The organism is Fulvivirga sp. (genome assembly GCF_040220315.1).
Classification (GTDB): Bacteria; Bacteroidota; Bacteroidia; order Cytophagales; family Cyclobacteriaceae; genus Fulvivirga.
The window spans coordinates 1-24,424 of the sequence record NZ_JAVJUY010000153.1; the positions used below are offsets into that span (position 1 = coordinate 1).

The 24,424-nt window shown below is 38.0% G+C and carries 22 protein-coding genes; 10 read left to right on the plus strand and 12 right to left on the minus strand.

Annotated features, from left to right (window positions below):
• The coding region (locus RLO81_RS07305; protein ID WP_350109382.1) for a 7TMR-DISM family protein at positions 1-671 on the minus strand (671 nt) is incomplete at its 3' end.
• A 2-nt stretch (positions 672-673) separates the two neighbouring features.
• Positions 674-1,774: a 6-phosphofructokinase gene (locus tag RLO81_RS07310; protein WP_350109385.1), complete on the minus strand. Its 1,101-nt coding sequence runs from the start codon at positions 1,772-1,774 to the stop codon at positions 674-676.
• 66 nt (positions 1,775-1,840) lie between these two features.
• Here RLO81_RS07310 and RLO81_RS07315 point away from each other — a divergent pair, with 66 nt between their 5' ends.
• Genes RLO81_RS07315 through RLO81_RS07325 form a run of 3 tightly spaced genes read left to right on the plus strand, consistent with a single transcriptional unit; the run spans position 1,841 to position 4,397 of the window.
• Positions 1,841-2,695 (plus strand): TPM domain-containing protein, encoded by an 855-nt coding sequence (locus tag RLO81_RS07315; RefSeq protein ID WP_350109388.1) that lies wholly within the window; start codon positions 1,841-1,843, stop codon positions 2,693-2,695.
• Between the two features lie 14 nt (positions 2,696-2,709).
• Positions 2,710-3,360, plus strand: a complete 651-nt coding sequence (locus RLO81_RS07320) for a TPM domain-containing protein (RefSeq protein WP_350109390.1) — start codon at positions 2,710-2,712, stop codon at positions 3,358-3,360.
• On the plus strand, positions 3,357-4,397 hold the full coding sequence (locus tag RLO81_RS07325) for a saccharopine dehydrogenase family protein (RefSeq protein ID WP_350109393.1): 1,041 nt from the start codon (positions 3,357-3,359) through the stop codon (positions 4,395-4,397). Before RLO81_RS07320 ends, RLO81_RS07325 begins: the two co-directional genes overlap by 4 nt.
• Here the strand turns inward: RLO81_RS07325 and RLO81_RS07330 are convergent.
• Positions 4,394-4,786: an acyl-CoA thioesterase gene (locus RLO81_RS07330; protein ID WP_350109395.1), complete on the minus strand. Its 393-nt coding sequence runs from the start codon at positions 4,784-4,786 to the stop codon at positions 4,394-4,396. The genes RLO81_RS07325 and RLO81_RS07330 overlap by 4 nt on opposite strands.
• 58 nt (positions 4,787-4,844) lie before the next feature.
• Here RLO81_RS07330 and RLO81_RS07335 point away from each other — a divergent pair, with 58 nt between their 5' ends.
• On the plus strand, positions 4,845-5,417 hold the full coding sequence (locus RLO81_RS07335) for a DUF3592 domain-containing protein (protein WP_350109398.1): 573 nt from the start codon (positions 4,845-4,847) through the stop codon (positions 5,415-5,417).
• Between the two features lie 176 nt (positions 5,418-5,593).
• Entirely contained in the window at positions 5,594-8,218 is a 2,625-nt protein-coding gene (locus tag RLO81_RS07340) for a DUF5916 domain-containing protein (RefSeq protein WP_350109400.1), read from the plus strand.
• Here RLO81_RS07340 and RLO81_RS07345 read toward each other — a convergent pair.
• Entirely contained in the window at positions 8,215-8,880 is a 666-nt protein-coding gene (locus tag RLO81_RS07345) for a uracil-DNA glycosylase family protein (protein ID WP_350109402.1), read from the minus strand. The two genes, RLO81_RS07340 and RLO81_RS07345, sit on opposite strands and share 4 nt — an antisense overlap.
• Before the next feature lie 35 nt (positions 8,881-8,915).
• On the opposite strand from RLO81_RS07345, the gene RLO81_RS07350 reads away from it, so the two are divergent.
• Positions 8,916-9,134, plus strand: a complete 219-nt coding sequence (locus RLO81_RS07350) for a hypothetical protein (RefSeq protein ID WP_350109405.1) — start codon at positions 8,916-8,918, stop codon at positions 9,132-9,134.
• Here RLO81_RS07350 and gldB read toward each other — a convergent pair.
• Positions 9,131-10,153, minus strand: coding sequence for a gliding motility lipoprotein GldB (gldB, locus tag RLO81_RS07355; RefSeq protein WP_350109407.1), 1,023 nt, complete (start codon positions 10,151-10,153; stop codon positions 9,131-9,133). The genes RLO81_RS07350 and gldB overlap by 4 nt on opposite strands.
• A gap of 70 nt (positions 10,154-10,223) precedes the next feature.
• Between gldB and RLO81_RS07360 the strand changes: the two genes are divergently transcribed.
• Positions 10,224-10,859 carry a porin family protein gene (locus tag RLO81_RS07360; protein ID WP_350109409.1) on the plus strand — a complete coding sequence of 212 codons (636 nt, stop codon included), beginning with the start codon at positions 10,224-10,226 and terminating at the stop codon, positions 10,857-10,859.
• Here the strand turns inward: RLO81_RS07360 and RLO81_RS07365 are convergent.
• Positions 10,856-11,104, minus strand: coding sequence for a hypothetical protein (locus RLO81_RS07365; RefSeq protein WP_350109411.1), 249 nt, complete (start codon positions 11,102-11,104; stop codon positions 10,856-10,858). The genes RLO81_RS07360 and RLO81_RS07365 overlap by 4 nt on opposite strands.
• A 212-nt stretch (positions 11,105-11,316) precedes the next feature.
• On the opposite strand from RLO81_RS07365, the gene RLO81_RS07370 reads away from it, so the two are divergent.
• On the plus strand, positions 11,317-12,165 hold the full coding sequence (locus tag RLO81_RS07370; RefSeq protein WP_350109466.1) for a bile acid:sodium symporter family protein: 849 nt from the start codon (positions 11,317-11,319) through the stop codon (positions 12,163-12,165).
• Positions 12,150-13,196, plus strand: a complete 1,047-nt coding sequence (locus RLO81_RS07375) for a lysophospholipid acyltransferase family protein (RefSeq protein WP_350109413.1) — start codon at positions 12,150-12,152, stop codon at positions 13,194-13,196. Before RLO81_RS07370 ends, RLO81_RS07375 begins: the two co-directional genes overlap by 16 nt.
• Positions 13,197-13,213: 17 nt before the next feature.
• Here the strand turns inward: RLO81_RS07375 and RLO81_RS07380 are convergent, their stop codons facing one another.
• The 3 genes from RLO81_RS07380 to RLO81_RS07390 form a co-directional block, all read right to left on the minus strand.
• Complete coding sequence (locus tag RLO81_RS07380; protein ID WP_350109415.1) at positions 13,214-16,357, minus strand: AsmA family protein; 3,144 nt, start codon at positions 16,355-16,357, stop codon at positions 13,214-13,216.
• Positions 16,358-16,448: 91 nt separating this feature from the next.
• Entirely contained in the window at positions 16,449-16,808 is a 360-nt protein-coding gene (locus tag RLO81_RS07385; RefSeq protein ID WP_350109418.1) for a hypothetical protein, read from the minus strand.
• 37 nt (positions 16,809-16,845) lie between these two features.
• The gene (locus RLO81_RS07390; RefSeq protein WP_350109421.1) at positions 16,846-18,273 is read right to left on the minus strand and encodes an aldehyde dehydrogenase family protein; all 1,428 of its coding nucleotides are present in this window, start codon (positions 18,271-18,273) and stop codon (positions 16,846-16,848) included.
• A gap of 129 nt (positions 18,274-18,402) precedes the next feature.
• Between RLO81_RS07390 and RLO81_RS07395 the strand changes: the two genes are divergently transcribed.
• Positions 18,403-19,287: a hypothetical protein gene (locus RLO81_RS07395; RefSeq protein ID WP_350109424.1), complete on the plus strand. Its 885-nt coding sequence runs from the start codon at positions 18,403-18,405 to the stop codon at positions 19,285-19,287.
• 3 nt (positions 19,288-19,290) lie between these two features.
• Here the strand turns inward: RLO81_RS07395 and RLO81_RS07400 are convergent, their stop codons facing one another.
• The 3 genes from RLO81_RS07400 to RLO81_RS07410 form a co-directional block, all read right to left on the minus strand.
• Positions 19,291-19,977 carry an OmpA family protein gene (locus tag RLO81_RS07400; protein ID WP_350109427.1) on the minus strand — a complete coding sequence of 229 codons (687 nt, stop codon included), beginning with the start codon at positions 19,975-19,977 and terminating at the stop codon, positions 19,291-19,293.
• 11 nt (positions 19,978-19,988) lie between these two features.
• Complete coding sequence (locus tag RLO81_RS07405; protein ID WP_350109430.1) at positions 19,989-22,004, minus strand: OmpA family protein; 2,016 nt, start codon at positions 22,002-22,004, stop codon at positions 19,989-19,991.
• A gap of 109 nt (positions 22,005-22,113) precedes the next feature.
• Positions 22,114-24,417, minus strand: a complete 2,304-nt coding sequence (locus RLO81_RS07410; RefSeq protein ID WP_350109433.1) for a patatin-like phospholipase family protein — start codon at positions 24,415-24,417, stop codon at positions 22,114-22,116.
• Positions 24,418-24,424 lie beyond the last annotated feature (7 nt).

The following is a 24,424-nucleotide window of genomic DNA, read 5'->3' on the forward strand; positions in this document are numbered from 1 at the left end:
GTTATGCCATCACCTGCGCCTGTTAATAGCCCTACAAAAAATATGTAGCCGGCATAATAAGCAAACATTCGTTGCCTCGTGGTTATCAATAAAATGATGCTATAAACGAAAAGGATGATCATTCCTCCGTAAAAAAGCCCCAGAAAAAACCGCTCTTTACTTAGTTGTTCATTATAGACATCATACCGGATAAGCTTAGCGTCTAATGTTATTTTAATAGCGGAAGTAGCCCTTAAAAAATACTGCTTATTTAATTGTGGCTCATGCTTAAGAAAAAACGTGTGTTTGTGGCTGTTAATAAATCGTTCTGATGGCCGCACACCCATTCCTGATTGAAAAGACTGTTCTTCATGATACATAGTGAGCTCATAGATGGTAGGGTCTATGAACTGCAAATAGTAATTTTGATGACCTCGTGAACGATTAGTAACATCCAACTTTAACCATACAACAGCATCAGAAGCATTGGTTCTCAAACCAGATTCTGGTACTGGCTTAAAGTTTTTAGTTTCAACTTCTTCTTTAGATAGTTTCCCTGAATCATCAATAAAATAATGAAAGTGCAGGTTTAAATCTATTTCCTCCTGCCCATTTAATTGCAGCGATTCTTGTGCCTCAGTGTAACCTGAGAATAGTACTATAAAACCGATTATTAATTGAGCAAAACGCATAGTTAATCACCAAAGGATATACCCATTCCTCTAGATGCCTGAACCATAAATGAATTTTTATCAACCAAATTGTAAGCGCTAATAGCTTCTTTAATGCTTACTGAGGTTATTTTGTTATTTCGATAGGATGCCATTCTCCCAAATTCCTTGTTTAATACCATTTCCATAGCCTTTACGCCAAACATAGTGGCTAGAATTCTATCGAACGCTATTGGCGTTCCACCTCTTTGCACATGACCCAGCACAGTTTCTCTAATGTCTGCCTTGCAACCCGCTTTTTTCAACTGCTCAGATAAAACAAAAGCTACTCCTCTTAACCTTAGGTTTTCATAGCCTGCTTCATCACTTTTTTGTCCTGTTACTGGCCCTCCTTTAGATTTAGCTCCTTCTGCAATAACAATATTTACAAAGCCTCTCCCATCTTCATATCTATCATTAATCTTCTGAACAACTTTATCAATATCATAAGGGATTTCTGGAATCAAACACACTTCTGCCCCTCCTGCAATCGCAGTGTGTAAGGCAATCCATCCAGCATCACGGCCCATCACCTCCATAATCATCACTCGATGATGACTTTCTGCCGTAGTAACCAATTTATCGAAACTGTCTGTTGCTATTTGAACGGCCGTACGAAAACCGAAAGTAAAATCAGTTGCTGAAAGGTCATTATCTATTGTTTTTGGAACTCCAATAATATTGAGTCCTTTTTCAAAAAGTTTTTGAGAAATTCTTTGTGAACCATCTCCTCCAATATTTACCACCGCTTCAACTCCAAGTTTTTTTATTTTTTCTATTAATTCATCTGAGCGGTCTGCAATATCAATAGTGCCGTCTGGTTTTTCAATAGCAAATTCTAAAGGGTTGCCCTTGTTCGTTGTCTTTAATATTGTGCCTCCTTTTACATGTATGCCTGCTGTTGTCTCATTATTTAAAGGCATTAACCTTTGAGGTGAACTTAACACACCATTGAAAGCTTCTATGCTTCCAACAACTTCCCAATCAGACTCATTGTTAGCTCGTTTAACAATGCCTCTTATTACTGCATTGAGACCAGGACAGTCTCCACCTCCGGTAAGCACTAATAATTTCTTTTTAGCCATAGAAGAGATATTTTTAGATTCCTGAATTTAACGATTATTTGTTAAGTTTATAATCAACTACAAAAGATGATTAAATCTAAATTCCCATTCATACTTCTTGTCTTACTATTGCTCAGCTTCATAGCTCAGACGCAAGACATTCAGCAAGTCCCAGAACTATGGGCGCGAGTTACGGATTTAACTAACACACTTAGTTCAAATGAGAAGCAGGCTCTTGAAGAGAATTTAAAAACTTTAGAAGAACAAAAAGGAAGTCAGATTGCAGTTTTAATTGTACCTACAACAGGCCCAGAACCAATTGAAGATTATTCCATTCGCGTTGCTGAAAAGTGGAAAATTGGTAGAGAAGGTGTCGATGATGGTGTTATTTTATTGATAGCTAAAAATGATAGAAAATTAAGAATTGAGGTTGGTTATGGCCTAGAAGGAGCTATTACAGATTTACAATCGAAAAGAATTATTGAAGAGTATATAAAGCCCTCATTTAAACAGGGAGATTTTTATACAGGAATAAGTGATGGAGTGAATGCCTTGGCTGGATTAATTGCTGGAGAAGAACTTCCCGAACCAACAAAAACATACAGTTCTGATAATGATGGCGGGTCCGGTTGGTTCTTTGTTATTTTCTTCGCAGCAATGATTCTATCTGCTGCCACAACAAAAAAACTTGGTAAAACCAAAAGTAAAGGTCTGGGAGTTGGATTGGCATTTATTGCTGGAATAATACTTTTAAATATTGGAGCTGCTATTGCTGTCTCATTTTTTTACTTAATATTTTCTTCAGTTTCTGGTCGTGGAGGAAGAGGCGGCTATTACGGAGGAGGTTTTGGTGGAAGCGGGGGCGGAGGCTTCAGCGGTGGTGGAGGATTTAGTGGGGGCGGAGGAAGCTTCGGTGGCGGTGGCGCTTCAGGAAGTTGGTAATTAGAAATTAATATATGGCTAAGCAATTCACATTTACAGAAGAACAAAAAGAGGCCATCAAAAAGGCTGTACAAAATGCTGAGTCAAAAACCTCTGGCGAAATTGTTCCTTTTTTTGTCGCTGCTTCAGACGATTATGAGGAAAGTAATTTAAGAGCCGCCATTGCCTTTGGTTTATTAGGGCTTGGTGTTGCCGCTGTATTATCATTCAATTGGCACTTGCCGTTTGTGGTTACACCTTGGGAAGTCAGTTTGTTTGGAGTAGTTGTTAGTGGTCTAGGTTATCTGCTTTCAAAAAGTCTTGATGTTGTGAAAAAAATATTTACCTCATCGGAAATCATGCAGCAAAAGGTTGAGGAACGAGCCGTTAGAGAATTCTTAACCCATGAAGTTTTTAATACTGAAAACAGAACGGGTATTTTAATTTTGATAAGCCATTTTGAACATATGGTAGATGTATTGGGGGACTCAGGAATTAACAAAAAAGTAAATTCTGAAAAATGGAATGAAGTTGTTCAACTAATAATTGAAGGAATAAAAAAAAATGACCCTACCTCGGGCATTATTAATGGTATAAATAAATGTGGAGAACTGCTTGAGGCGTCTGGTGTATCTAAACCAGCGGGCAATCCCAACGAACTATCAGATGATATCAGACTAGGATGAAAGACTTACTTATTTATGGCTCTTACGGCTATACAGGAAAACTGATTGTTGAAGAGGCCTTAACTAAAGGGCTAAAGCCCACTTTGGCAGGAAGAAATGAGAATGCTGTTAAAAGGCAGGCCGAGGAAACCAAACTCGACTATTTGGTTTTTGATTTGAGTGAGGAAGATAAGCTAAATGCTGCCTTGGCAAATCATAAAGTAATCATCCATTGTGCAGGACCATTTATCCATACTGCTAAACAAGTGGCGGAGGCTTGTATTAAAAATAAAACACACTATTTAGATATTACAGGCGAGTTCCAGGTTTTTGAAGATTTTAAAGCCATGTCAGCTAAAGCTGAAGCGGCAGGTGTTATGCTTTTACCTGGTGCTGGGTTTGATGTAGTACCATCAGATTGCCTGGCCAATCACCTAAAAGCCAAATTACCGACAGCTACTGATCTAATATTGGCCTTTACAGGTCTTGGTGGTGGACTGTCCAGGGGCACGGCCAAGACTATGGTAGAAAATTCTCATGAAGGACAAACTGTTAGAAAGAATGGGAAATTAGTAAGTTCTTCCATATCCACTGCTAACATTAATTATGGCGAGTTTGAACAGATATCTTTAGGTATTTCATGGGGAGATATTTCATCAGCCTACTTCAGCACAGGCATTCCCAATATTGAAGTATTTATGGGTTCACATGAAAAGCAGATAAAACAAGTAAAAACAATGGCCTGGTTCAGGCCGCTGTTAAAGCTGCGCTTTGTTAAAAACTATCTGCAAAAGCAGATTGATAAAAAGCCTGCCGGCCCAAGCGATGAAAAACGTGAGAAAGGAAAAATGTATCTATGGGGTAAAGTTTCCATAGGTAATGAAAGTGTCGAAGCAAGGCTTAATACACCTAATGGTTATACACTCACAGCCAGCACATCGGTATTAATTGCTAAGAAAATACTGGATGAAAATTTTAAGACGGGATTTCAAACACCAGCTTCTGCTTATGGCTCTGGTTTGATTTTAGAAGTGCATGATACAAAACTCACTGATTAATCTTTTCCTAGGCGATCTTTTACATAGGTAACTTCGGTTTTGCCATGAGGTTTCGGGTTACCCTGCTCATCCAGGCTCACAAAAACAATTCTATCAATGGCCAATATGGTTTTATGAGTGAGCTTATTTCTTACTTCACATTTTATGGTGAGTGACGTATTACCAAAATTTGTGGCCTCCATGCCCAACTCAATAATATCTCCTTGTTTGGCCGAGCTCACAAAATTTATCTCCGAAATAAATTTTGTGACACACCTGTGATTCTCCAACTGAATAATGGCGTAAATAGCGGCTTCTTCATCAATCCATTTTAATAAGCTACCTCCAAATAAGCTGGCATTTGGATTTAAGTCTTCGGGCTTTACCCACTTTCTTGTATGAAAATTCATAGCATAAAATTAGCGCATCCAAATTCCGAATAGTAAGGAATTACCTTAATTTTAAGCTATGGCTGTTACTGAAGATCAAAAACAGAAAGTAAAAGAACTTCTAACTGAAGGCAGAAAAATTGAAGCCATTAAATGGTTAAGGGAAACATTTAACATTGGATTAAAAGAAGCTAAGATTCTTGCTGAACATGTTGCAGCAGAAATGGATCCATCTGAATTTAAAAGCCCAAGTTTTACACCCAAAACCCGTAAAGACCGAATGGGCAAACGTATTGGCGGTATTTTCGCTGTAATCGGCTTAATCATGCTTGGCTTTGCTATAGTAGATGCTTCAACAGATTATAAGTTGGCAGGTAATGGTATTGAATTAAATGGTAAGGTCATCAGCAATCCCGCTCAGCCCGTTTTTGAATATAAGGTTAATGAAAGCATCTATCATTACTATTCTATTACTTCTAGTAGCCCCCCGAGTTATTATGTTGGTGAAGTAGTAACACTGTATGTTGATCCAGAAAACCCAACACGTGTGTTGGTAAACACCTTTACCGATCGATGGCTGTTGGAAGCAATTTTAGGTGGTATGGGCCTGATCTTTACACTTGTGGGCTTAACAGTTAATCGCGTTTCTTAAAATAGAAAGAGAAAAAACTGCCATTATAACATTCTAACGCCTCTTTTCTAGTAGTTACATCGTATACCGATCATATGAATGAGTAATCCATTTGTAAATGCATGCATGCCGTCTGTCGAATAACGATAACTCGCGCATTCTATATCGAGTAATACACTTATAACTCAATCAACCCAATGAAGAAAGCAATAGTCGGCATCATATTGTCATGTATTTCTATTATCCTCTATGGACAAGCCGATGCACCTGTAAATTTCTACAACACCACTCGTGTAGTTGGTGAGGCTCCAAGAATAGATGGATTAATTTCGGAGGACTCATGGGAACAGGCCAAGTGGGGTGGCGGTAACTTCATTCAAAGATCTCCCAACGATGGTGCAGACCCATCCGCTCAAACCAAATTCAAAATACTATACGATTCTAAAAACCTATACATAGCCATAAGATGCTATGACCCCGATCCATCTAAAATTGTGAGCCGACTTTCGAGACGTGATGGGTTTGATGGCGACCGTGTGTCTGTAATGTTTGATAGCTACTATGATAAGAGAACAGCTTTTTCTTTTACAGCCTCGTCATCAGGTGTTAAGGGCGAAGAATACGTATCTAATAATGGGGATAACTGGGATGAAAAGTGGGACCCCATTTGGTATCTGGAAACCAGTATCGATGATCTGGGTTGGGTGGCTGAAATGAAAATACCATTAAGCCAATTACGCTTTGCGAATAAGCCAGAGCATGTTTGGGGCATGCAACTTTCAAGATACTTCTTTAGAAAGGACGAATGGTCGTTGTGGGAGCCAGTTGCAATAGATGCGGTTGGGTGGGTGCACCATTTTGGTGAGCTGAGAAATATAAAAGGGGTTAAGCCTCAAAAGCAATTAGAAATCCAACCTTATGTGGTGGCCAAAACTGAGCGACATTTAAAGGAAGACGGAAACCCCTATGCTACAGGCAAAAGTTCTGATATTGAAGTGGGGGTTGATGCTAAAATCGGTATTACCAGTGATATCACATTAGACTTAACCATCAACCCGGATTTTGGACAGGTAGAGGCGGATCCTTCTCAGGTAAACTTATCTGCATTTCAATTGTTCTTTCCTGAACAGCGCCCCTTTTTTATTGAAGGTAACAACATTCTTACGTTCCCAACCAGCACTAATTTTGACAACCTCTTCTACTCCCGAAGAATCGGCCGCAGACCACAGATTAGGGTTGATACTGATGAAAGTGGCGATGATGATGTGGAGGAGTTTGTAGATGCATCAAAGAATTCGAGGATTCTCACATCGATGAAGCTCACGGGCAAGAACAAGAACGGATTTTCATGGGGTATTCTGGAGTCTATCACCCATAGGGAAAGGGCGGAAATCGATAGCCTGGGAGTGAAAAGGGAAGAAACTATTGAGCCAGGCACGAACTACTTAATCGGCAGGGTTCAGCAAGATTTAAATGAAGGCCAAACTGTTTTTGGTGGAATGGTGACGAGTGTAAACAGAAAAAACGAGGAGAATACTTATGATTTGGTGGATAACGCATTTAGTGGTGGACTGGATATAACGCACTTTTTTAATAATAGAAAATATTCTGTTGCAGGTAAAATTGCAGCCAGCAAAGTAGATGGCTCCTTTGAGTCTATCACGAGATTGCAGGAATCATCAGAGCGTTTCTATCAACGTACTGATAATAACTATAGGAATGTAGATTCTGCCAGAAACACTTTAAGTGGAACATCCGGAACCATAGAGTTTGGAAAAAGAAGTGGCAAACTATTGTTTAGTTCAGGCCTTTCATGGAATTCACCGGGTTTTGAAATCAATGATGTTGGGTTTTTATCTCAAACAGATCAGATAACCAATAGGTCGTGGATCCGATACCGCATCATTAAGCCTACAAACCTCTTTAGAACCATGCGAATAGATGCCAGGCCAATACAAACCTGGGATTTCGGACATAATTTACTGGACAGGCGGCTAGAGTTTGATTCTTACTTTCAGTTAAAGAACTACTGGGAGGTTGGCACGGGTGGCCATACTGAGTTATTTACTGCTTCAAATGCTGATTTAAGAGGTGGGCCAAGCATTGTCTATCCTAATTCATCTTCTTATTGGATTTGGGCTGCTACCGATAATCGTAAAAAAATAAGGTTTGAACTTAACCCCTGGTGGCGGTGGTCAGATCAAAATTTCCGATCTACTAATGGTTGGTGGTCGAGGTTGACATTACGGCCAACAAATGCCTTGAATGTGAACATCACTGGAAGTGTAAGCTGGTCATCCAATGAATTGCAATATGTTACTACAAAAGAATTAAACAACACCGAGCGCTATTTGGTAGCCAATATTGATCAAACCATTTACAATGTATCCCTACGAGTGACTTATGTGATTACTCCTAATTTATCTGTTCAATATTGGGGGCAGCCATTTGCGGCATCTGGCAAGTATTCCAACTTTAAGCAAATAACCAATGGCAGCGCATCAGAATACCGAGATAGATTTCAGGTGCTTAATACATCCATGGCAGAGGATGCTGATGAAATTAGTATCGATGAAAATGGTGATGGTGTTACCGACTATTCAATCGACAACCCCAATTTCAATTTCGCTCAATTTCAATCGAATATGGTTTTAAGATGGGAATATATACCCGGCTCAACGTTGTTCTTGGTCTGGACACAAAGTAGGGATGAATCACCGTCCACTAATCGCTATTCATTTGATCATTTGTATAACTCGTTATTCGACAAGTACCCGAACAACGTATTCCTGATCAAGTACACTTACAGATTTGTACTTTAACCCAACAACTCTTTTTTGTATAGATCAAGAAATTCGTCTAAACGTTTCAACCTGTATTGCATTACCCAGCGCGGGTGAGGCAGCGGCCTAATTTCTTTAAAGAATTTGTACTTTTTGTTAAGCTGTTTGAGATATGCCACATTCTTACCCTGACCAATACTGTAGGCAATATCATTTGCACCAAAGCTTACCTGCTTTTTTAATTGCTTAACATTGTATTTATCAAGTGCCTGCTGAAGTTCATTAATGTCGTAATAGTTAAGGTTTTTGCCTTCCTTCATAAAACCTACCGGACAAGCCGATGTAAAATAGAACTTTGAATAGAAGAACTCCACACCACCAAGCCATTCTATCATTTGATATACAAAGTTGGAGGAGAGTTCTTGTTTCTTGTCAAAGTGGTTAGCAATACCCAACATTTCGCTCAACCTTATAGGATCAGTGAATGGTATGCCCGTTGTACCTCCGCCCAGCCTTCCAGGATTTATCCCAATCAGAAAAGTTCTTGGTTCAGTATCATTGAAAAATTTTTGATTGAATTGCTCAACAATTGATTTTACCTGATCATCAGCAAATGGATCAAGTATTTCTACTCCATCTGGTAAACCTGTTGGACGTTCTAACTTTTTATAAAAATCTATAACCTTTTCCCCGAATGTCATCGTAAATAAACTTAACCTCTAAATTATAAATTATTATGTATCTGCTTATTGGTGTAGTTTCAGCGGTGTTGGTGCTTCAAATAGCTTTGTTCTTCATAATCAGGGCAAAAAAGAAGGAAGAACGAGAAAACAACGTGCTACTTAAATATGACATCAACTCACCAGCTGACGCCTTTAAAAAAATGAATGATATGTCTATTCCAGAGGAAGACCGTCTTAAAATTGAAGCCCTTTATCAGGGTAAAGAATCCTAGAAAATGCCACCTTTATCAGGCTTAAATTTCGATTCTTTGAACAATTGTTGAGGGCTTTCCATAAGCATCATTTCTGCAAGGGTTACATCCGGATGTTCTTCCATATATTTTCTAACTATCTGCCAACCTAACCAGGTACCTATTCTGCCTGGGGCTTCATCTCCAATTTCATACGTTTTAGGCCTATCATCTATGTATTTCTTTTTCACCATGTGGTTGGTTTCATAAAGCAATTCATTTTCCACAAAGTGCGTCCAGATGATATCGATATTTTTTCTTGAGCCTACAATTTCCTTATTGGTGTACCAGATTATTACACTGTCAGGTGTGCAGGGCATCATATGCTTGGCAAAGTAGAATGACTTGCCATAAGATATCATATCTGCCAAAATGGTTTTATCTTTCACAGAAGTGCCATTGTATTCCGGTGCAATACCATTCAAAAGCATGATAGATGGCACAATGTATTCTGGAGCATATCGCTTTAAAATATATTGGTACATATTGATTGGCCTGTACTTTCCGCCTTGCCCGAGGTAATAATCAAGGCCGATTACGATAAGTGAATCAGAAACATACAGATCAAAATCTAATCCAGTTGCCACCGTTTTTACTTTTGGTATTCTAGCATCCGGGTAGTAATATTTTAAATGACTAAAAGCCGTATTCAAGTCTTCTTTCAATTGACTTAAATCCCCAAACACCCTATCTATTTCCATCTGCAATGTATCTATATGTGGATTGGCATATTTTCTTAGCAATGTTTCCATCATTATAGAATCGTTGGGGTAACTACTTCTTCTTAAAAAGTAATTGGTAATAATCGGGTGATCATTTAAAAAACGCACCAAAGAATCCTTTGATTGAATGTCAAGAAGCACATCTTCGAGCTGTTCAATTTCAATTGAAACAGTTTCATTTAACGATGGTTGAAATACACACTCGCCTTTATCGTTACTATCGCATGAGCCAAGAAATAAACCAATAAGGGCACTAACTAACCATAAGTTTCTGTTCATCAAACTATTCGTTTACTTTGCTTAACATTGAAATAAATAACTGCGCTAAATAACCAAAAATTATCCTCTTATGAGAAAATTTGCATTGCTATTGTTCGTACTTCTGTTTTCTGTAAAAAGTTATAGCCAATTTAAATTAGGGTTTCAATTTTCGCCTGTATTGTCGGCAAACCGTGTGGACTATGAATCTGATACAGAAAGTATTGGTAGTGATGGTACTGCATTAAAAGTATCATTTGGTCCTATCGCAGATTTTGCCATTACAGAGCACTACTACGTAAGTACGGGGGTATTATTCTGCTCTAAGAGAGCCGGTTTTGAAGGTCAGGCCGGTAATAGTCCAGCATCAACAGAGGAATATAACTTGCAGTATGTGCAAATACCTGCAACCATGAAATTATTCACAAATGAAGTGTCATTGGATAAAAGGGTTTACTTTCAATTTGGTGGCACGTTTGATTTTAATATTAAAGAAGAGGCCGATAAAGATGAGTATGTGTTGGTTGAAGATTTTCGATTCTTTGATTTTACACTTTTGGCGGGCCTGGGGCTAGAATATCAGGTAGGCACCAGCACAATATTATATGGAGGCCTATCTTATCATCGAGGACTAGTAAATGCCGTAAGCGAGCAAGTGGATGGGCTTGGTGGGGAACTCACCCTTAAGAATGATTACTTCGCCTTAAATATGGGTATTAAGTTTTAGGCCGATTGCCTGTTAACCATATCAACAATTTGTCTTCGAGCAAAAGAAGGATCATAGTTATTATAGAATCCGCTTAATATTCTGTGGGCAATGTGTGAATAGATTAGCTCTTCGTCACTTTTGCCTTCTTTGCCTTGCCAAAACACTCTTTTCGGATGTCTTTTCATATCCTCAATGTATTCAACGGCTTTCTCATATTGCTCAGGCGTATAGGTTAATTTGAAAGTAGTTTCCACTGTTTTCATATTGCTACCACTCATTTGTAATACAAAATTTAATAACTTTTATTAAAAAAGAAACCCGATTTTATGGGAAAAAGTTGCTTGGAGTCATATTCTCAGCTCAATAGACGTATATTTTGAAATTTTAAAATGTATATTGGCTAGCAGAAATTATCATTCTGTCACTCGACTCAGTACATATCGCATTTGATCAGGACTCGCTTTGGCTATTAAACATTTGCCTAGCCATCATCATGTTTGGTGTGGCATTGGACATTTGTTTGGCCGACTTTCAGGCGTTGTTCAAGAACCCTAAACCCATATTTATAGGTCTGTCATCGCAATTGATATTGCTGCCTGTGCTCACATTAATTCTAATAGTTATAACAGAACCTATACCAAGTTTAGCACTCGGGATGATGCTGGTGGCCGCTTGCCCAGGTGGAAACATTTCTAATTTCATGTCGTCAATGGCCAAAGGCAACATAGCCCTATCAGTAAGCCTAACTGCTTGTACTACTATTTTGGCTATCCTGTTTACACCTATAATTTTTACTTTATTAGCTTCTACCTATGAGCCTACAAAGGAATTACTAAAAACCTTTAGTATTTCAATATATGACGTTGCCTTTACTGTAACCTTTATACTTGGCTTACCTCTTTTATTGGGTATTTCGTTTAATCATTACCTACCAACATTGACTGAGAAAATCAAAGTGGTGATCAAGCCTTTTTCTATCCTCATTTTTATTGTCTTTGTGAGTGTTGCTTTTTTCAAAAACAAAGAAATATTCATGAGCTACTTCCAGTATATTGTTTATTTAGTATTCGCTCACAACGCGTTGGCCTTTTTAGGCGCTTATTTTTATTCTGGCTTGTTTCAGCTTTCATTAACCGATAGACGATCTATTACCATTGAAACCGGCATCCAGAATTCGGGATTAGGGTTGGTGCTAATCTTTACTTTTTTTGATGGGTTGGGCGGAATGGCCATGATTACTGCCTGGTGGGGAATATGGCACATCATTTCAGGCTTAACCCTGGCTACTTTCTGGTCTTTCAAACCCTTATGTCTAACAGCATAATGTTTTATAATTTACTGAAGGCTTATATAGCACTAGGGCTGCACTATTTCTTTAAAAGAATTATAGTCGTTAATCAAAAGAACATCCCTGAAAATGGACCTATTCTATTTGTAGCCAACCACCAAAATGCGTTAGTTGATGCTCTACTCATTGCCACTAATAACAGGCGCCAAACGTATTTTCTAACACGTGCAGATGCCTTTAAAAATAAACTCGTTCAATATCTATTAGAGCGACTAAAAATGCTTCCGGTATTTCGAATTCGCGATGGTATTAGCACGGTAAATCAAAACAATGCAATTTTTGAGCAGTGTTTTGATTTACTGAATAACGGATATTGTATTGGGATTTTTCCAGAGGGAAATCATGATTTGAAAAGGAGGCTTCGCCCATTAAGTAAAGGGTTTACACGTATTGCCCTTGGAACAGTTGAAAAATACCAAACAGAATTAACGATTATGCCTGTTGGTATCAACTACTCAGCACATCAAAATTTTCGAGGTAGTGTAAGTCTATATTTTGGGAAAGCTATTCATGTGAAAGATTTTTATACCGGCAACTTTAATTCTGACAGTGTAAAGCTCAAAGCAGCAGTGAGCGCAAAAATGAAAAACTTAATTGTTCATATTGAAGACACTGATAACTATGAGAAGATATTAAGTCAGCTTAAAGCGAATGGTGCTGATTTTCTTAATCCATTTGAAACAAATTTGGCCGTAGAAAATATCGATCATACCAATTCAATGGCATCCTATAATACAAAAAGTAGAGGAAAAATGTTTCTGGCTAATGTATTGAGTATGAACAGTCTAATTCCATTATTACTGTGGAATAGACTCTATAAAACAATAAAAGACCCCGTTATGATAGCAACATTTAAATTTTGCTTTGGGGTCTTTGTTTTTCCTTTATTCTATTTAGCCCAAGGACTAATTATTATTTCAATACTTAACGTATGGGCCGGACTCGCTTACCTTGTTTTTAGTGTCCTTACCGCACCCATATTGGCACATAGAAATATCCTAAAATAAACTGCAAACTCTTTCAGCTATACAGCATCCGCTTTTTTCTGAGCTTCTGCCATTAAATCATCAGCCTTCTTTTTGCTTTCAGCTTCAATTTTCGCAGCCTTTTCATCAGTTTCTTTCCTTAGCTTTTTAGCAGCCTCTTCAGCCACTTTTTTCTTTAAGAAATTGCTGCCAGCTTCCTTTATAAGATTATCAGCTTGTGCATATCCTTCTTTTCGAACCTTCTCAGCTGCTTTCTTACCTTCTGCCACAATCTGATCTGCTTTTTTCTGAGCTTCAGTCATAATTTTCGCTCTTTGCTTTTCTTTTTCTTCTTCCACACTATTACCCAGCTTCTTCTCAATCTGATCTTTAACCACTGCTCCGGCTACATCTGTTGCTTTTACAGTCCCGCCAGTTGGAGCCATAAGCTTGTATTTTGGATCATCATAAGTACCTCCAACACCAATGGGCAGATTAATAGTAGAAGAGCCCGATGTACCCGCTCCATACTGACTCAATAAGCTATTCACTTGAGTACCAATTGCTCCGGCTGGCAATTGCATATTCAGTTTATAATCCAATTTACCGTCAACCGTTGTGGTACCAGAAACGTTCGTAGTATAACTGCCTACTTTTATGTCAAAAGGCTTTACTGTTAAGTTCCCATTTTCAATGGTAGCAGAAGTTGTAACGTCTTTGAGGGTTACTTTATCACCACCACTTTTAACTTTAGTAAGATTACTTATTTCAGATACAAATTTTGGCTTATCCATCGCTGCTTGGGCCACCTCCAATAACCCTCCACCATTAATTGACTCGTACACTGGCATCATATCTTCGCCTAACAATCCGGCAATTTTAAAATCGGTTGAAACATTGCCACTCATGTTTTTAGCCAATGGTACGTAGTTTTGGATTACACTAAAAGCTTCATATGATTGACTGATCGACATATCTTTAATACCCAGCTTAAAGTCATAAATTGGCTTCGTAACATCCTTGGCATTATATGAGCCGCTCACAGCAAATTTTCCGCCTAGCGTATTAAATTTCAAATCGGAAAGATTGGCAACGCCATCTCTAATGATTACATCACCAGAGGCATTGGTTAAAGTCAAGTCCATAACCTTTACCGTTTGTATTTTGGTGTTCAATGTGAAATCAATGTTCTCAGGTATTTGTACTACTTCCATGGTTGAACTATCAGATTCGCTAACGGGTTCAGCGGTTTCCTCTGACTCGGCACCCTCTTCTTCAGCCATGAACTCATCCAAATCAAGAAGGTTAGAAGTAAAATTCAAATTACCTTTTAACACCTCATTTTCATTTAATACATAACCTAAGTAATTGGATAGTGATCCTGACATAGCCATATCACTCTTTCCAACTGTACCTACATATTTATCTAATGATATTCTTTGTGGGTTAAAGGATGCTGTAGCATTTGATATAGTTACATTATATGGTAATTCTGCATCCTCATATCTGAAATCTGAAATGGTAAGCTGTCCACTAGTTGGTAAATTAGCATAGCGCTCCGCTTCTACATCGGCCATATTACCCTCCGTGCTTATATTGGCTCTTATTTTACCTGCAAGTATCATCCCTTCCACAGGAAATACTTTGGTAATCTTTTCAAGGTCAATACCGCCAGAGGCATCCGCTTTCCAGGTATAATTATCCAGGTTTGAGAAGGCCAGATTTGCTCCAAATTTTTCGCCATCCATTGTCATGGTAAAGTCTTTTACGTTGGCTTTAAAATCTTTCATTACACCTGTTGGACTATTAACATCTGCCCTGAATCCCATTGCTTCCAATGCATAAGGCAGGTCAGCTGATTTGATATATCCATCTTTTAACTCCATAAGGGCAGATATGGCTGGTGTTTTACCACTAATGCTGTCATATACACCCTTGGCTGTAAGGTCAATAGTAAACACCCCTTTCATTGATAATCCTTCTACAGGAAACATGGTACTTAGTTGATCAAGATAGAGTGCACCTTTGACCATCGCATCCATGTCGTAATCAACCAGGTTAGCAACGTATAATTTTGCATCAAAAGGGTTCTTACCGAAGTCAATGTGGAATTGCTTTAAATTGATACTGGTATTGTCGATCACTCCATCTTTATTATCCACTAATAAATCCATACTTATATTTGATACAGAGGTAGGTAAGTCCGGGTATTGAAACATACCATCACTTACCTGAAGGCCTAGACTAAATGCAGGTAATGAAAGGCTGTCATATTTGCCTTTTACTGTACCATCAAACGACAAATTTCCTTCCGTTTTTATCGATCCAAAATCTTCCGTGTAAACGCCCGGAACTAAAGACAGGAGGCTTTTAAATGTTGTTTCTTTAGTAGCATACGATAAGTCCATATCCATGCTTCCATCTTCATTTAGTGCGAGAAAACCATTAAATCCAAGACTGAAATCATTTACAGAAACTGTATTTTCTTTGAATGTATACCTGCCATAGTTTTCACTGATATTTAATGTAATATCAGCATTAAGCTGCTTTTCTGACATATATTCGATGCCATCAAAAGTAACGGAGACAGATTCTGCCTGTGTTAATGTAGAAAGGTCAAATTGGTCTTGATTGAAATCGCCACTACCGCTGTGGTTGAGGTTTTTAATGTCTAATTTGAAAGGTAAGGTAGCATCATCATAAATAATATTAGCCTCAACAATAGCCCAATGGTTAATACCAACATTGAACTTGGCAGGTTCAGAAGATTCCACTTCAGGCTCAGGAGCTTCGGTCTCTTCAGAAGGAACTGCAATATCATAATTGCCCGTTCCATCTTCTAATACTTTAATGTCAATCTGAGGTTTAATTAGCTCTATGCCATTCACTACAATTTGTTCTCCGAATAGGCTGAAAATATCAATCTCCACTTCGAACGACTCCACAGCAAACAATACGTGACCTTCGAAAGGTGCCCGGTTTACAACACCAAAATTTGATAGCTGAGCCGTAGCATTTGGAAAGTTGGTAAACAAGGAAATGCTAAAATCTTCGGGCGCCCATTTAATATCTGCATTCACTGACTCAGCCAGCACATCGTCAATCGCCTTTTTAATATCGTCTTTGTATATTATAGGAATTGCGACAGCTGCTCCCAGGATTAGAACTATAACTACACCGAGGATGATTACTAGCTTTTTCATCTATTTATTATTTACCATTAAATTGAATTATTCTCTTACCAAATTTAGCAAACTATTTAGTACTTATTAAGTGGCGTGAGAGTGGAAAGTTTTAGCGAGCCAAAATTATTGTTATGTCATCAAGATAACGTAGCTCTATTCGATCTGGTGACTGATTAACAATACTATAATTTAACACAAAGTTATTGTCGAGTCGTTCTAGAATTAATTCGGATGGAGTGATTTTCCAAGTTAAAGGAACATTTTCATTACCGGGCAAGATTTCTGAATTAGCATCTGCATAGAACTTCAGTAACCCGGTATTATCACTATTAAATTGTACAGTGCCTGATCGTGCCTCCTCAAAAGCCTCAAAAGTAATGTGCCAATCGCCTTGAATGGAAGTCACCTCATCAGAGGTCTCACAAGAAGAAAGAATGAGAATTACTAAGGTAAATGTGTGCCATCGCATGCATCCATTAACGTACCCATTGCAAGCACATTGTGTGTTACAAATATTTTTTCAAAATTCGAATCACGAGTTTTTTAAAGTTTGAATAGGGTGGGTATATAGATTTAGTAGAAGTTAATCCAATACGCTGTTTCAATACGCCCTTTTCATTGGAGAAAGCCAGGAATCCATAGTAACCATGAGCCTTACCTATCCCGCTATTATTTACCCCACCGAACGGTAAGTTCGCATGCCCGAAATGAATCACACAGTCATTGATACAAACATTACCAGAAGAAGTCTCTTTGAGTACTTTCTTTCTATTCTTACTACTTCTTCCAAAATAATATAGTGCTAGCGGTTTGGGCTTACTATTAATTATACCAATGGCCTCTTCAAGACTATTATAGGAAATAATGGGTAACACCGGTCCGAATATTTCCTCTTCCATCATTCTCGAGTTCATTGGCACATTGGTGAGTGCCACAGGTGGAATAAAATTATCATCGGAATTGGCATCGCCACCAAACAATATTTCTGCTCCTGCAGATACTGCTTCATCAATTAATGATGTTAAACGTGCATAATGTTTGGCATTTACAATTCGGCCATAATCTGGAGAGTCTTGTATCTTAGTTTCATCGGCCGAAAAAAGTTCTTTGACCTTTGCTGTTAACTTTTCCTCGAATTTATCTTTGATATTTTCATGTACCAGAGCATAATCAGGAGCTATACAAGTCTGACCATTATTCAAATATTTACCCCAAGCTATCTTCTCAGCGGCATCAGAGATATCCGTGCGTTCGTCAACAATTACCGGTGACTTACCACCTAATTCCAACGTTACGGATGTCAAATTCTCTGCGGCTGCCTTCATTACTACTTTTCCCACCTGAGGACTTCCAGTAAAGAATATATGATCAAAAGGTAAGGCAAGTAATTCTTGTGAAACTTCTACACCTCCGTTAATCACTGAAACTATCTCTTTGTCAAAAAGGTCGCTGATCATTTCTTCAATAAGTATTGAAGTGTTAGGCGTCATTTCGGAAGGTTTGATCACTGCGGTATTACCGGCAGCCAGACATGAGACCAATGGTCCTATTGCGAGGCTAAATGGGTAATTCCAAGGAGCAATGATCAAGCAGGCTCCTTTGGGTTCGTATTGTATGTGGGAGGTAGTTCCTAATAGGCTTAGAGGTGCATCAATTTTCTTCGGTCTAGCCCACGATGTAAGACTTTCTAAAGCATGTTTTATTTCACTGGTAACAGGATAAATCTCGCTTATATCTACTTCACTTGCCGGTTTTTTAAAATCTTGATAAACAGCATCTTTAATTTTGCTCTCATTCTTACTGATCCACTGAAGCATTAGTTTTAATCGTTTCTTTCTTTCACCTATTGACTCTTTCTTTGTTTTAATCGCTCCAGATTTAACAAAATCGAAAGATTGTTGGACACTTTGCTGTTGTATGGTTTGCTCAATCATAATACTATGAATATACGAACTTCATCCGAAGTCTTAATGAAATATTATGCTTGTGTGAACAGAATGTTACGATAGTTTGTTTATTTGTTATCTTAATGTTACCTTAATGTTACCAAATGGGTTTGGGCTATGAAGAAGGCACTATTTTTTATCTTACTTATTCCAATTTGCTTCACAGTTAGTGGCCAAGCTAACTTTAACTATCATAATGCATTTGAGCAAAAGGTATTAACTGATTTTATTACAGCTAAAAAGAATATGGATCTGGAATTGCAACTAATTGCAGATCCTTCTATGGATTTAACCCGTTATGAACGCATTAAAAGTGATTATGTTGAGCTGCTGTCTTCATTGCAATCAAAGCAAGAGTCAAGTAAGAATGACGGTAGTTTTATGTCATGGATGTTTTACAAAGTGCATCGAAAAATATTAAAGAATTATACACAATACACGTCTTTAGCTTCAACAATTGAGAGCGGTAACTATGATTGTTTGTCGGCTACATCGTTATATGCGCTGTTGCTAAATGATCTTGGCTACTCGCCAAGATTGGTTGAAACTACCTATCACATTTACCTGCTGGTTGAGACTGAAAATCAAAGATTCTTATTTGAGTCTACTGACCCTATTAATGGTTTTGTAGAAAGTAATCAAGACATAGAGCAACGACTTGTAGATTATTCTAATGAGAATGAAAGCCCCCTTGCTAGCAAAGTAGTAAATTATTATAAATTCAGCTCAGCGGTCAATGAGCAAATTGGTATGGTTAAACTTGTGGGGCTCCAGTATTACAATGAAGCGGTAGAACACTATAATTCCCAAAAACTTATAAGCACCATAGATTTACTGGAAAAAGCAAGCTTTTTTTACCACTCTGACAGAATTACTGAATTTGGGCTAATATTAGCGCGTGCGATTGTGAATGACACTTCCCTTAATGACAATGAAAAACTACACTCGATTAACCGTGTTAGTAATTTTCTAAAATCTGACAGATCTTTAGCGGTACGCTAAAGTCTAATTCGTAAGAATCCTAACTTCCACTCGTCTATTAGCTGCACGCGAAGCAGCATCACCTTCTCTTGATAACGGTTGAGCACCACCAAACGCCTTAGTTTGAATCCGCTTTTTATCAATTCCCTGCCTCACTAAATAATCTTTCACCGCTTCTACACGTTTCTCCGATAGTTTGAAGTTCTGTTTTTCATTACCTCTAAAATCAGTGTGGCCTTCCAATTGAATAGTCATCGTTTCGCTATCATTAAGCATAGTAACTATTTGGTTTAATTCTTCATAGGATTCGGCTGATATATCGGCTTTACCCAATGCAAAAATTAGCTTATCTAATCGAATTAGCCGATTTACACCGTTGGGAACTAATTCAATTGTTTGCTCCATTTTCCCATCTACACTTTCTTCGTTTTTGATGGTAGATGTATGTGTTGCATAGCCATCTGCCCTGATAATTAGAGAATAGTCATTTCCCTCTTCCAAATTAAATGTGAATGTACTTCCTGAAAACACTCCAATCTTACTGCCATAAGGCAGGCTTTCATATTTCACTTTTGAATCTACCTCCTCTTTCGTTTCAGCGTCAATTACTCTCGCGCTATAAACTATAACCTTAGATTCTTCGTCTTGTGCATAAAGGCTCCATAGTGTTATGTGCATTAAGCAGATAAATAATGAAATATGCTTTTTCATGTTTTTATCGTTTATTCATTCTTCAAAATCTTAAACTCAACCCTTCGATTCTTCTCACGCCCCTCTCTTGTACTATTGTCTGCTGCCGGTTGTGTTTCTCCAAAGTATTTGATAGCAATTCTTTCTTTAGCAATGCCCTTATTGGTAATGTATGAAACAACTGAATTTGCTCTTCGTTCTGACAATCCCAAATTGTAAGATTCCGGTCCAGTTGCATCTGTATGACCTGCCACTTCAATTTTTATACCAGACTTCGTATTTAGTAATTCTACAACTCTGTTCAGCTCGGGGTAAGACTCTGATTTAAGTACTGCCTTATCGAAATCGAAGAACACATTATTGAGCACAACAACAGCCTCCTCTTCAATCGGCACAAGTTTAAGGTCTTTATGATCTACCTCATGTGTAGCATCCGGATCATAATCTCTTAAATCGATGTTAGCACTTTCTGCAACAAAACCGTCAGCCTCCGCTCTAATGCCATAGACTTCGCCTGCAGGTAGTAATAGCTCGTATTCTCCCGTTTCAGCATTGGATGTAGTAATACCCATTTCTTTCCCATCAGAGAGCCTTTCGTAAATAATTTTTGCGTATATAGGTTCGCCCGTTTTGGCATCTGTAAGCTTACCTTTCACTAAGATTACTGGCTCAGGTCGCTTCAATACAGGCAAAGCAACCCTGAAAATATCCAGATCATTTTCACTAACCCCTTGAGAATAATAGGCATATTCGCTGTTTCCAGGTATGTTAAAGAACAAATCCTCATATTGTGAGTTTATGGTTGGCCCTAAGTTTTCCGGCTCTGACCAGTTCGTCCACGTATCATCCAATCTCTTTGTCATGTAAATATCGCTTGACCCAAAACCACTGTAGCCATCTGAAGAGAAATACAGGGTTTTATCATCAGAAGCTAAGAAAGGTGATGATTCTTCCCCTGCCGTATTAACTTTATTTGATAGATTCAAAGGCTCAGACCATGTGCTGTCTGCATCCATAAAACTTACGTAAAGGTCTCTTCCTCCTTCGGTATCTTCCCGCATTACCGAAAGTATTAATGCTTTTCTGGACTGTGATAAAAAGAAGTTTGCCTTTTCAGAATAGTTGTAATCATTTTTAATCTGAATAGGGGTAGGCTTAGACCAGTCTCCACTAGAGTTGCTGCTTATACTCACACCTGCGGCCATTCTGCCGTTTTCTAGGTACTGATTTCCTAACACCAGCAATACGGATTTCCCGTCAGGCGTTACTGAACTTACAAAATTAGGGCCTGCATTATTCAATCCTTCGCCCATATTTTTAGCCATTTGCCAATTTCCAGCAGAATCTAATTCAGAATACCAGATATCTTCATTGTCTTTTTCTCCACCAATATTACCGGGATGATTTTTTCTTGAGAAGTATAACGTTTTACCATCAGGGCTGAGTAAGGGTTTATATTCTTTGTATTTACTGTTAACATTCTCACTCAATCTTTCTTTATCAATATCTGGGTTTATAAACTCAGGTATATCAATCGAAGCCACAATTGGAATATCAGAATCAGATATTGCCACAGCATCGATACTAAAATACTCTGGGAGTGCTGCGCCATCAAACTCTAATTTTACAGCCGCTACCTTATAAGCCGTTTCTTCCATGAAGACATTGATCATCCTGCCTTTTAATGGGATTGATCTAGGGCTAAATGTAGTTACCAAATACTCATTTCCCGTCTCATCATAAGCATACACTTTAAAGAGTGCACTCGGATTGTACGACTCAGCTATTGCGATTTGCCTAATCTGCATAGGATTGGCATAGCCAATTTTTATGAACTCTTTTCTATTTGGTCTTTCAGGAGTCCATGCACTTGGATTTTCACCACCGGCAGGAAGCACATTGGGTTTGCCCAACACTTGATTTGCCGAATATTGAATTGGCGTTAGTTCAGAAGAAAATTCAATTACTTCAGATGCCCATTGAACAACCTGTGCGTTTGAATATCCTATCACAAATACTGCTAAAAACGCGAGTACAGCTTTTTTCATTGATAAGCGAGATTTGGTTAGAGTTAATCAAGGTAAACATAGAAAAAAAAACACATTCAATCCAACGAATCATGGTAATATCGGTATTATTTGATGCACTGTTTCTCAATTAGTTACCTAATGAATTGTTGTTATATAATAAAAACCCAACATGGAGCAATGCCCCCCATTGATTTTCCTTGTCATCATAGTAATTAACATTCGCACTTATTGGACCGATCGGACTATTTAAAACAAGGCCGGTTGTTGCAGCAAGATAGATTTGCTGAGGGTCTTCGGTAACTCTTCCAAGCCTCCCATTTTCTCTATTCAATTGCTCAAAAGGTTTAAAAACGTACCCTTCTAATCTAAAATCTAGATTAGAAGTAATAGATACAACATTTTTAATGCCTAACGCACCAAAGCTGAATGCCCTAAAATTCTGCAACAAAAGGGTTCTGCTATCCTGAAGTGGATTAAACGATGGCAAATTGATGAGTGTGCCAAGGTAATTTGATAAATATTTTTGATTTGAATAGGCTCCCTCTATCAAATAACCCGTACTGAAATGACCCTTTTTAAAATACTGTTCCCAACGACCGGAGACCCTAAACCACTCATGATAGTTATTACCACTAGCAATTTGGCTTGTCGTCCCTGGAATATAGTCTTCATTCAAAGCAAAGAAATCTGCTGATATTTTAAGTGCCTTACCCTGCTTAGGGTATTGCTTTTCATCGAAATTGTCCCTACCAAAGCTTATGCCTCCTCTAAAGCCCTTAAGCTCTAAAATATCTAACGTGTCTGTTGAAGTAATACCAGGGTTATTACCATATTCATCATCATTATTTATAAATGCACCACTCAACACTGCTTTAAACCTGTTACCAATTGGAACGCCCAAATTCAAAGCATATTTTCGATCCGCTCTATCTAAAACAGTAGGTGTATCATCGTCAATAAAAACGTCATCAGAGCTGAGATAATCCCAGCTATTGTACACAAATTCGGGTTCTAAATAAAAGGGAAATAACTTCGTAGTAAGATATAGTCTACTTCTTAATTGTGCCGATTTATAAAAACCTCCAGCATAAAAACTAACACTATTTTTAAGCAGGTAATTGTCAAAATAGTAATACTCTGAGCCAAAATAAATTTGGCTAATATTTCTTGTTGCAATGGCGCCACCAATTTGCACATTTAAGTTATTCTTAGGCCTGCCGTAAAGCTCAAGTGAATATTTTTTTGTTTTATTATTGAATTTAACATCGGGAAAAACCGACCCAAAATATTCTTCTGAAACCATTTTAAAATAACCCTTTTTTATCTCTTCCAGTGATAATTCTTGCCCTTCTTCGAACCTGAAAAATTTTCTAATATATTTTCTTTGTTTCGAATTATAGCCATGAAAATTGATCTCGTTAAACGAAAAAGCCGTTTCCCGTTTATGAAATTGCTCTCGCTTGTTTATCCTGTTCTGCTTAGAATGCCTCCTATTTATTTTTGCTTTAATAGAATCTATCTGATTGATTGTTGCGTGATAACCACTATCAATTAAAGCTTTGGCTTTAGAAAAATCAAAAGCGGTATAACCTGTAAGGTCGGGTTCTATATAAACACCGTTATCAGGAATACTTGAAGGATCCGATTTGTCCAACAGCATGAAGAGAAGTGAGTTATTAATAAGCTTATCATCATCTTCATAAGGGTATTTATTGAAAATTTTGGATGCCACATTACTGCCAATAATAACATCAGGATTAAAATCCCTTTGTGCCACATCTACTGGGAAGTTGTTGTAAATACCACCATCAAAAAGATACTTATCATCAATTTTAATAGGCCGATAAAAAAAGGGCACTGAAAGAGTTGTACGAAGCGCCAATGGTAAGCTAGTATTCTTCAAAGCCATTTCTGTCTGGGTAAACACATCTGCTGCAATAATTCTGGTGGGCACATACAAACTATCGAAATTATTGCCTGCCACAGCTGATGCGCGAGATAAGTATTCTGGAAGTGCGAAGTTTAGTGTAATATCACTCGCGAGGCTTGAGTTTACTGTGGCATTGAATGTAGAATCTAATGATAATTTTAAAGAAACAAAGGAGGAGTTTGGTTTGTCCTGGTACAAATAGTATTTATATCCTGATTCAAACTCACCATTAACCCATTTAATAAAAGATGGTGATAGCATTATATTTTCTACCTGAGCTGCCGAATAACCTGCAGCATAAATACCTGCAACTACACCTCCCATGGAAGTTCCTACCACATAATCGATAGGAATGTCGTGCTCTTCCAGCGCTTTAATTACCCCAACATGGGCAATTCCTTTAGCGCCACCACCACTCATTACCAAAGCCACTTTTTGGGATCTGGAAACAGTTGCGACTAGTAGTAGAAACGTAAAGGTGAGAATGCTGGTGCGTCTCATTGAATTG

Excerpts from the sequence above, each read along its gene's own strand:
- RLO81_RS07345 (WP_350109402.1), bottom strand. The coding sequence starts at position 8,880 with ATGACATTCGGGGAAAAGGTTATAGATTTTTATAAAAAGTTAGAACGT.
- RLO81_RS07340 (WP_350109400.1), top strand. The coding sequence starts at position 5,594 with ATGAAGAAAGCAATAGTCGGCATCATATTGTCATGTATTTCTATTATC.
- RLO81_RS07325 (WP_350109393.1), top strand. The coding sequence starts at position 3,357 with ATGAAAGACTTACTTATTTATGGCTCTTACGGCTATACAGGAAAACTG.
- RLO81_RS07365 (WP_350109411.1), bottom strand. The coding sequence starts at position 11,104 with ATGAAAACAGTGGAAACTACTTTCAAATTAACCTATACGCCTGAGCAA.
- RLO81_RS07330 (WP_350109395.1), bottom strand. The coding sequence starts at position 4,786 with ATGAATTTTCATACAAGAAAGTGGGTAAAGCCCGAAGACTTAAATCCA.
- RLO81_RS07395 (WP_350109424.1), top strand. The coding sequence starts at position 18,403 with ATGAAGAAGGCACTATTTTTTATCTTACTTATTCCAATTTGCTTCACA.
- RLO81_RS07375 (WP_350109413.1), top strand. The coding sequence starts at position 12,150 with ATGTCTAACAGCATAATGTTTTATAATTTACTGAAGGCTTATATAGCA.
- RLO81_RS07385 (WP_350109418.1), bottom strand. The coding sequence starts at position 16,808 with ATGCGATGGCACACATTTACCTTAGTAATTCTCATTCTTTCTTCTTGT.
- RLO81_RS07315 (WP_350109388.1), top strand. The coding sequence starts at position 1,841 with ATGATTAAATCTAAATTCCCATTCATACTTCTTGTCTTACTATTGCTC.
- RLO81_RS07350 (WP_350109405.1), top strand. The coding sequence starts at position 8,916 with ATGTATCTGCTTATTGGTGTAGTTTCAGCGGTGTTGGTGCTTCAAATA.
- RLO81_RS07310 (WP_350109385.1), bottom strand. The coding sequence starts at position 1,774 with ATGGCTAAAAAGAAATTATTAGTGCTTACCGGAGGTGGAGACTGTCCT.
- RLO81_RS07380 (WP_350109415.1), bottom strand. The coding sequence starts at position 16,357 with ATGAAAAAGCTAGTAATCATCCTCGGTGTAGTTATAGTTCTAATCCTG.
- RLO81_RS07390 (WP_350109421.1), bottom strand. The coding sequence starts at position 18,273 with ATGATTGAGCAAACCATACAACAGCAAAGTGTCCAACAATCTTTCGAT.
- RLO81_RS07400 (WP_350109427.1), bottom strand. The coding sequence starts at position 19,977 with ATGAAAAAGCATATTTCATTATTTATCTGCTTAATGCACATAACACTA.
- RLO81_RS07335 (WP_350109398.1), top strand. The coding sequence starts at position 4,845 with ATGGCTGTTACTGAAGATCAAAAACAGAAAGTAAAAGAACTTCTAACT.
- gldB (WP_350109407.1), bottom strand. The coding sequence starts at position 10,153 with ATGAACAGAAACTTATGGTTAGTTAGTGCCCTTATTGGTTTATTTCTT.
- RLO81_RS07360 (WP_350109409.1), top strand. The coding sequence starts at position 10,224 with ATGAGAAAATTTGCATTGCTATTGTTCGTACTTCTGTTTTCTGTAAAA.
- RLO81_RS07320 (WP_350109390.1), top strand. The coding sequence starts at position 2,710 with ATGGCTAAGCAATTCACATTTACAGAAGAACAAAAAGAGGCCATCAAA.
- RLO81_RS07410 (WP_350109433.1), bottom strand. The coding sequence starts at position 24,417 with ATGAGACGCACCAGCATTCTCACCTTTACGTTTCTACTACTAGTCGCA.
- RLO81_RS07405 (WP_350109430.1), bottom strand. The coding sequence starts at position 22,004 with ATGAAAAAAGCTGTACTCGCGTTTTTAGCAGTATTTGTGATAGGATAT.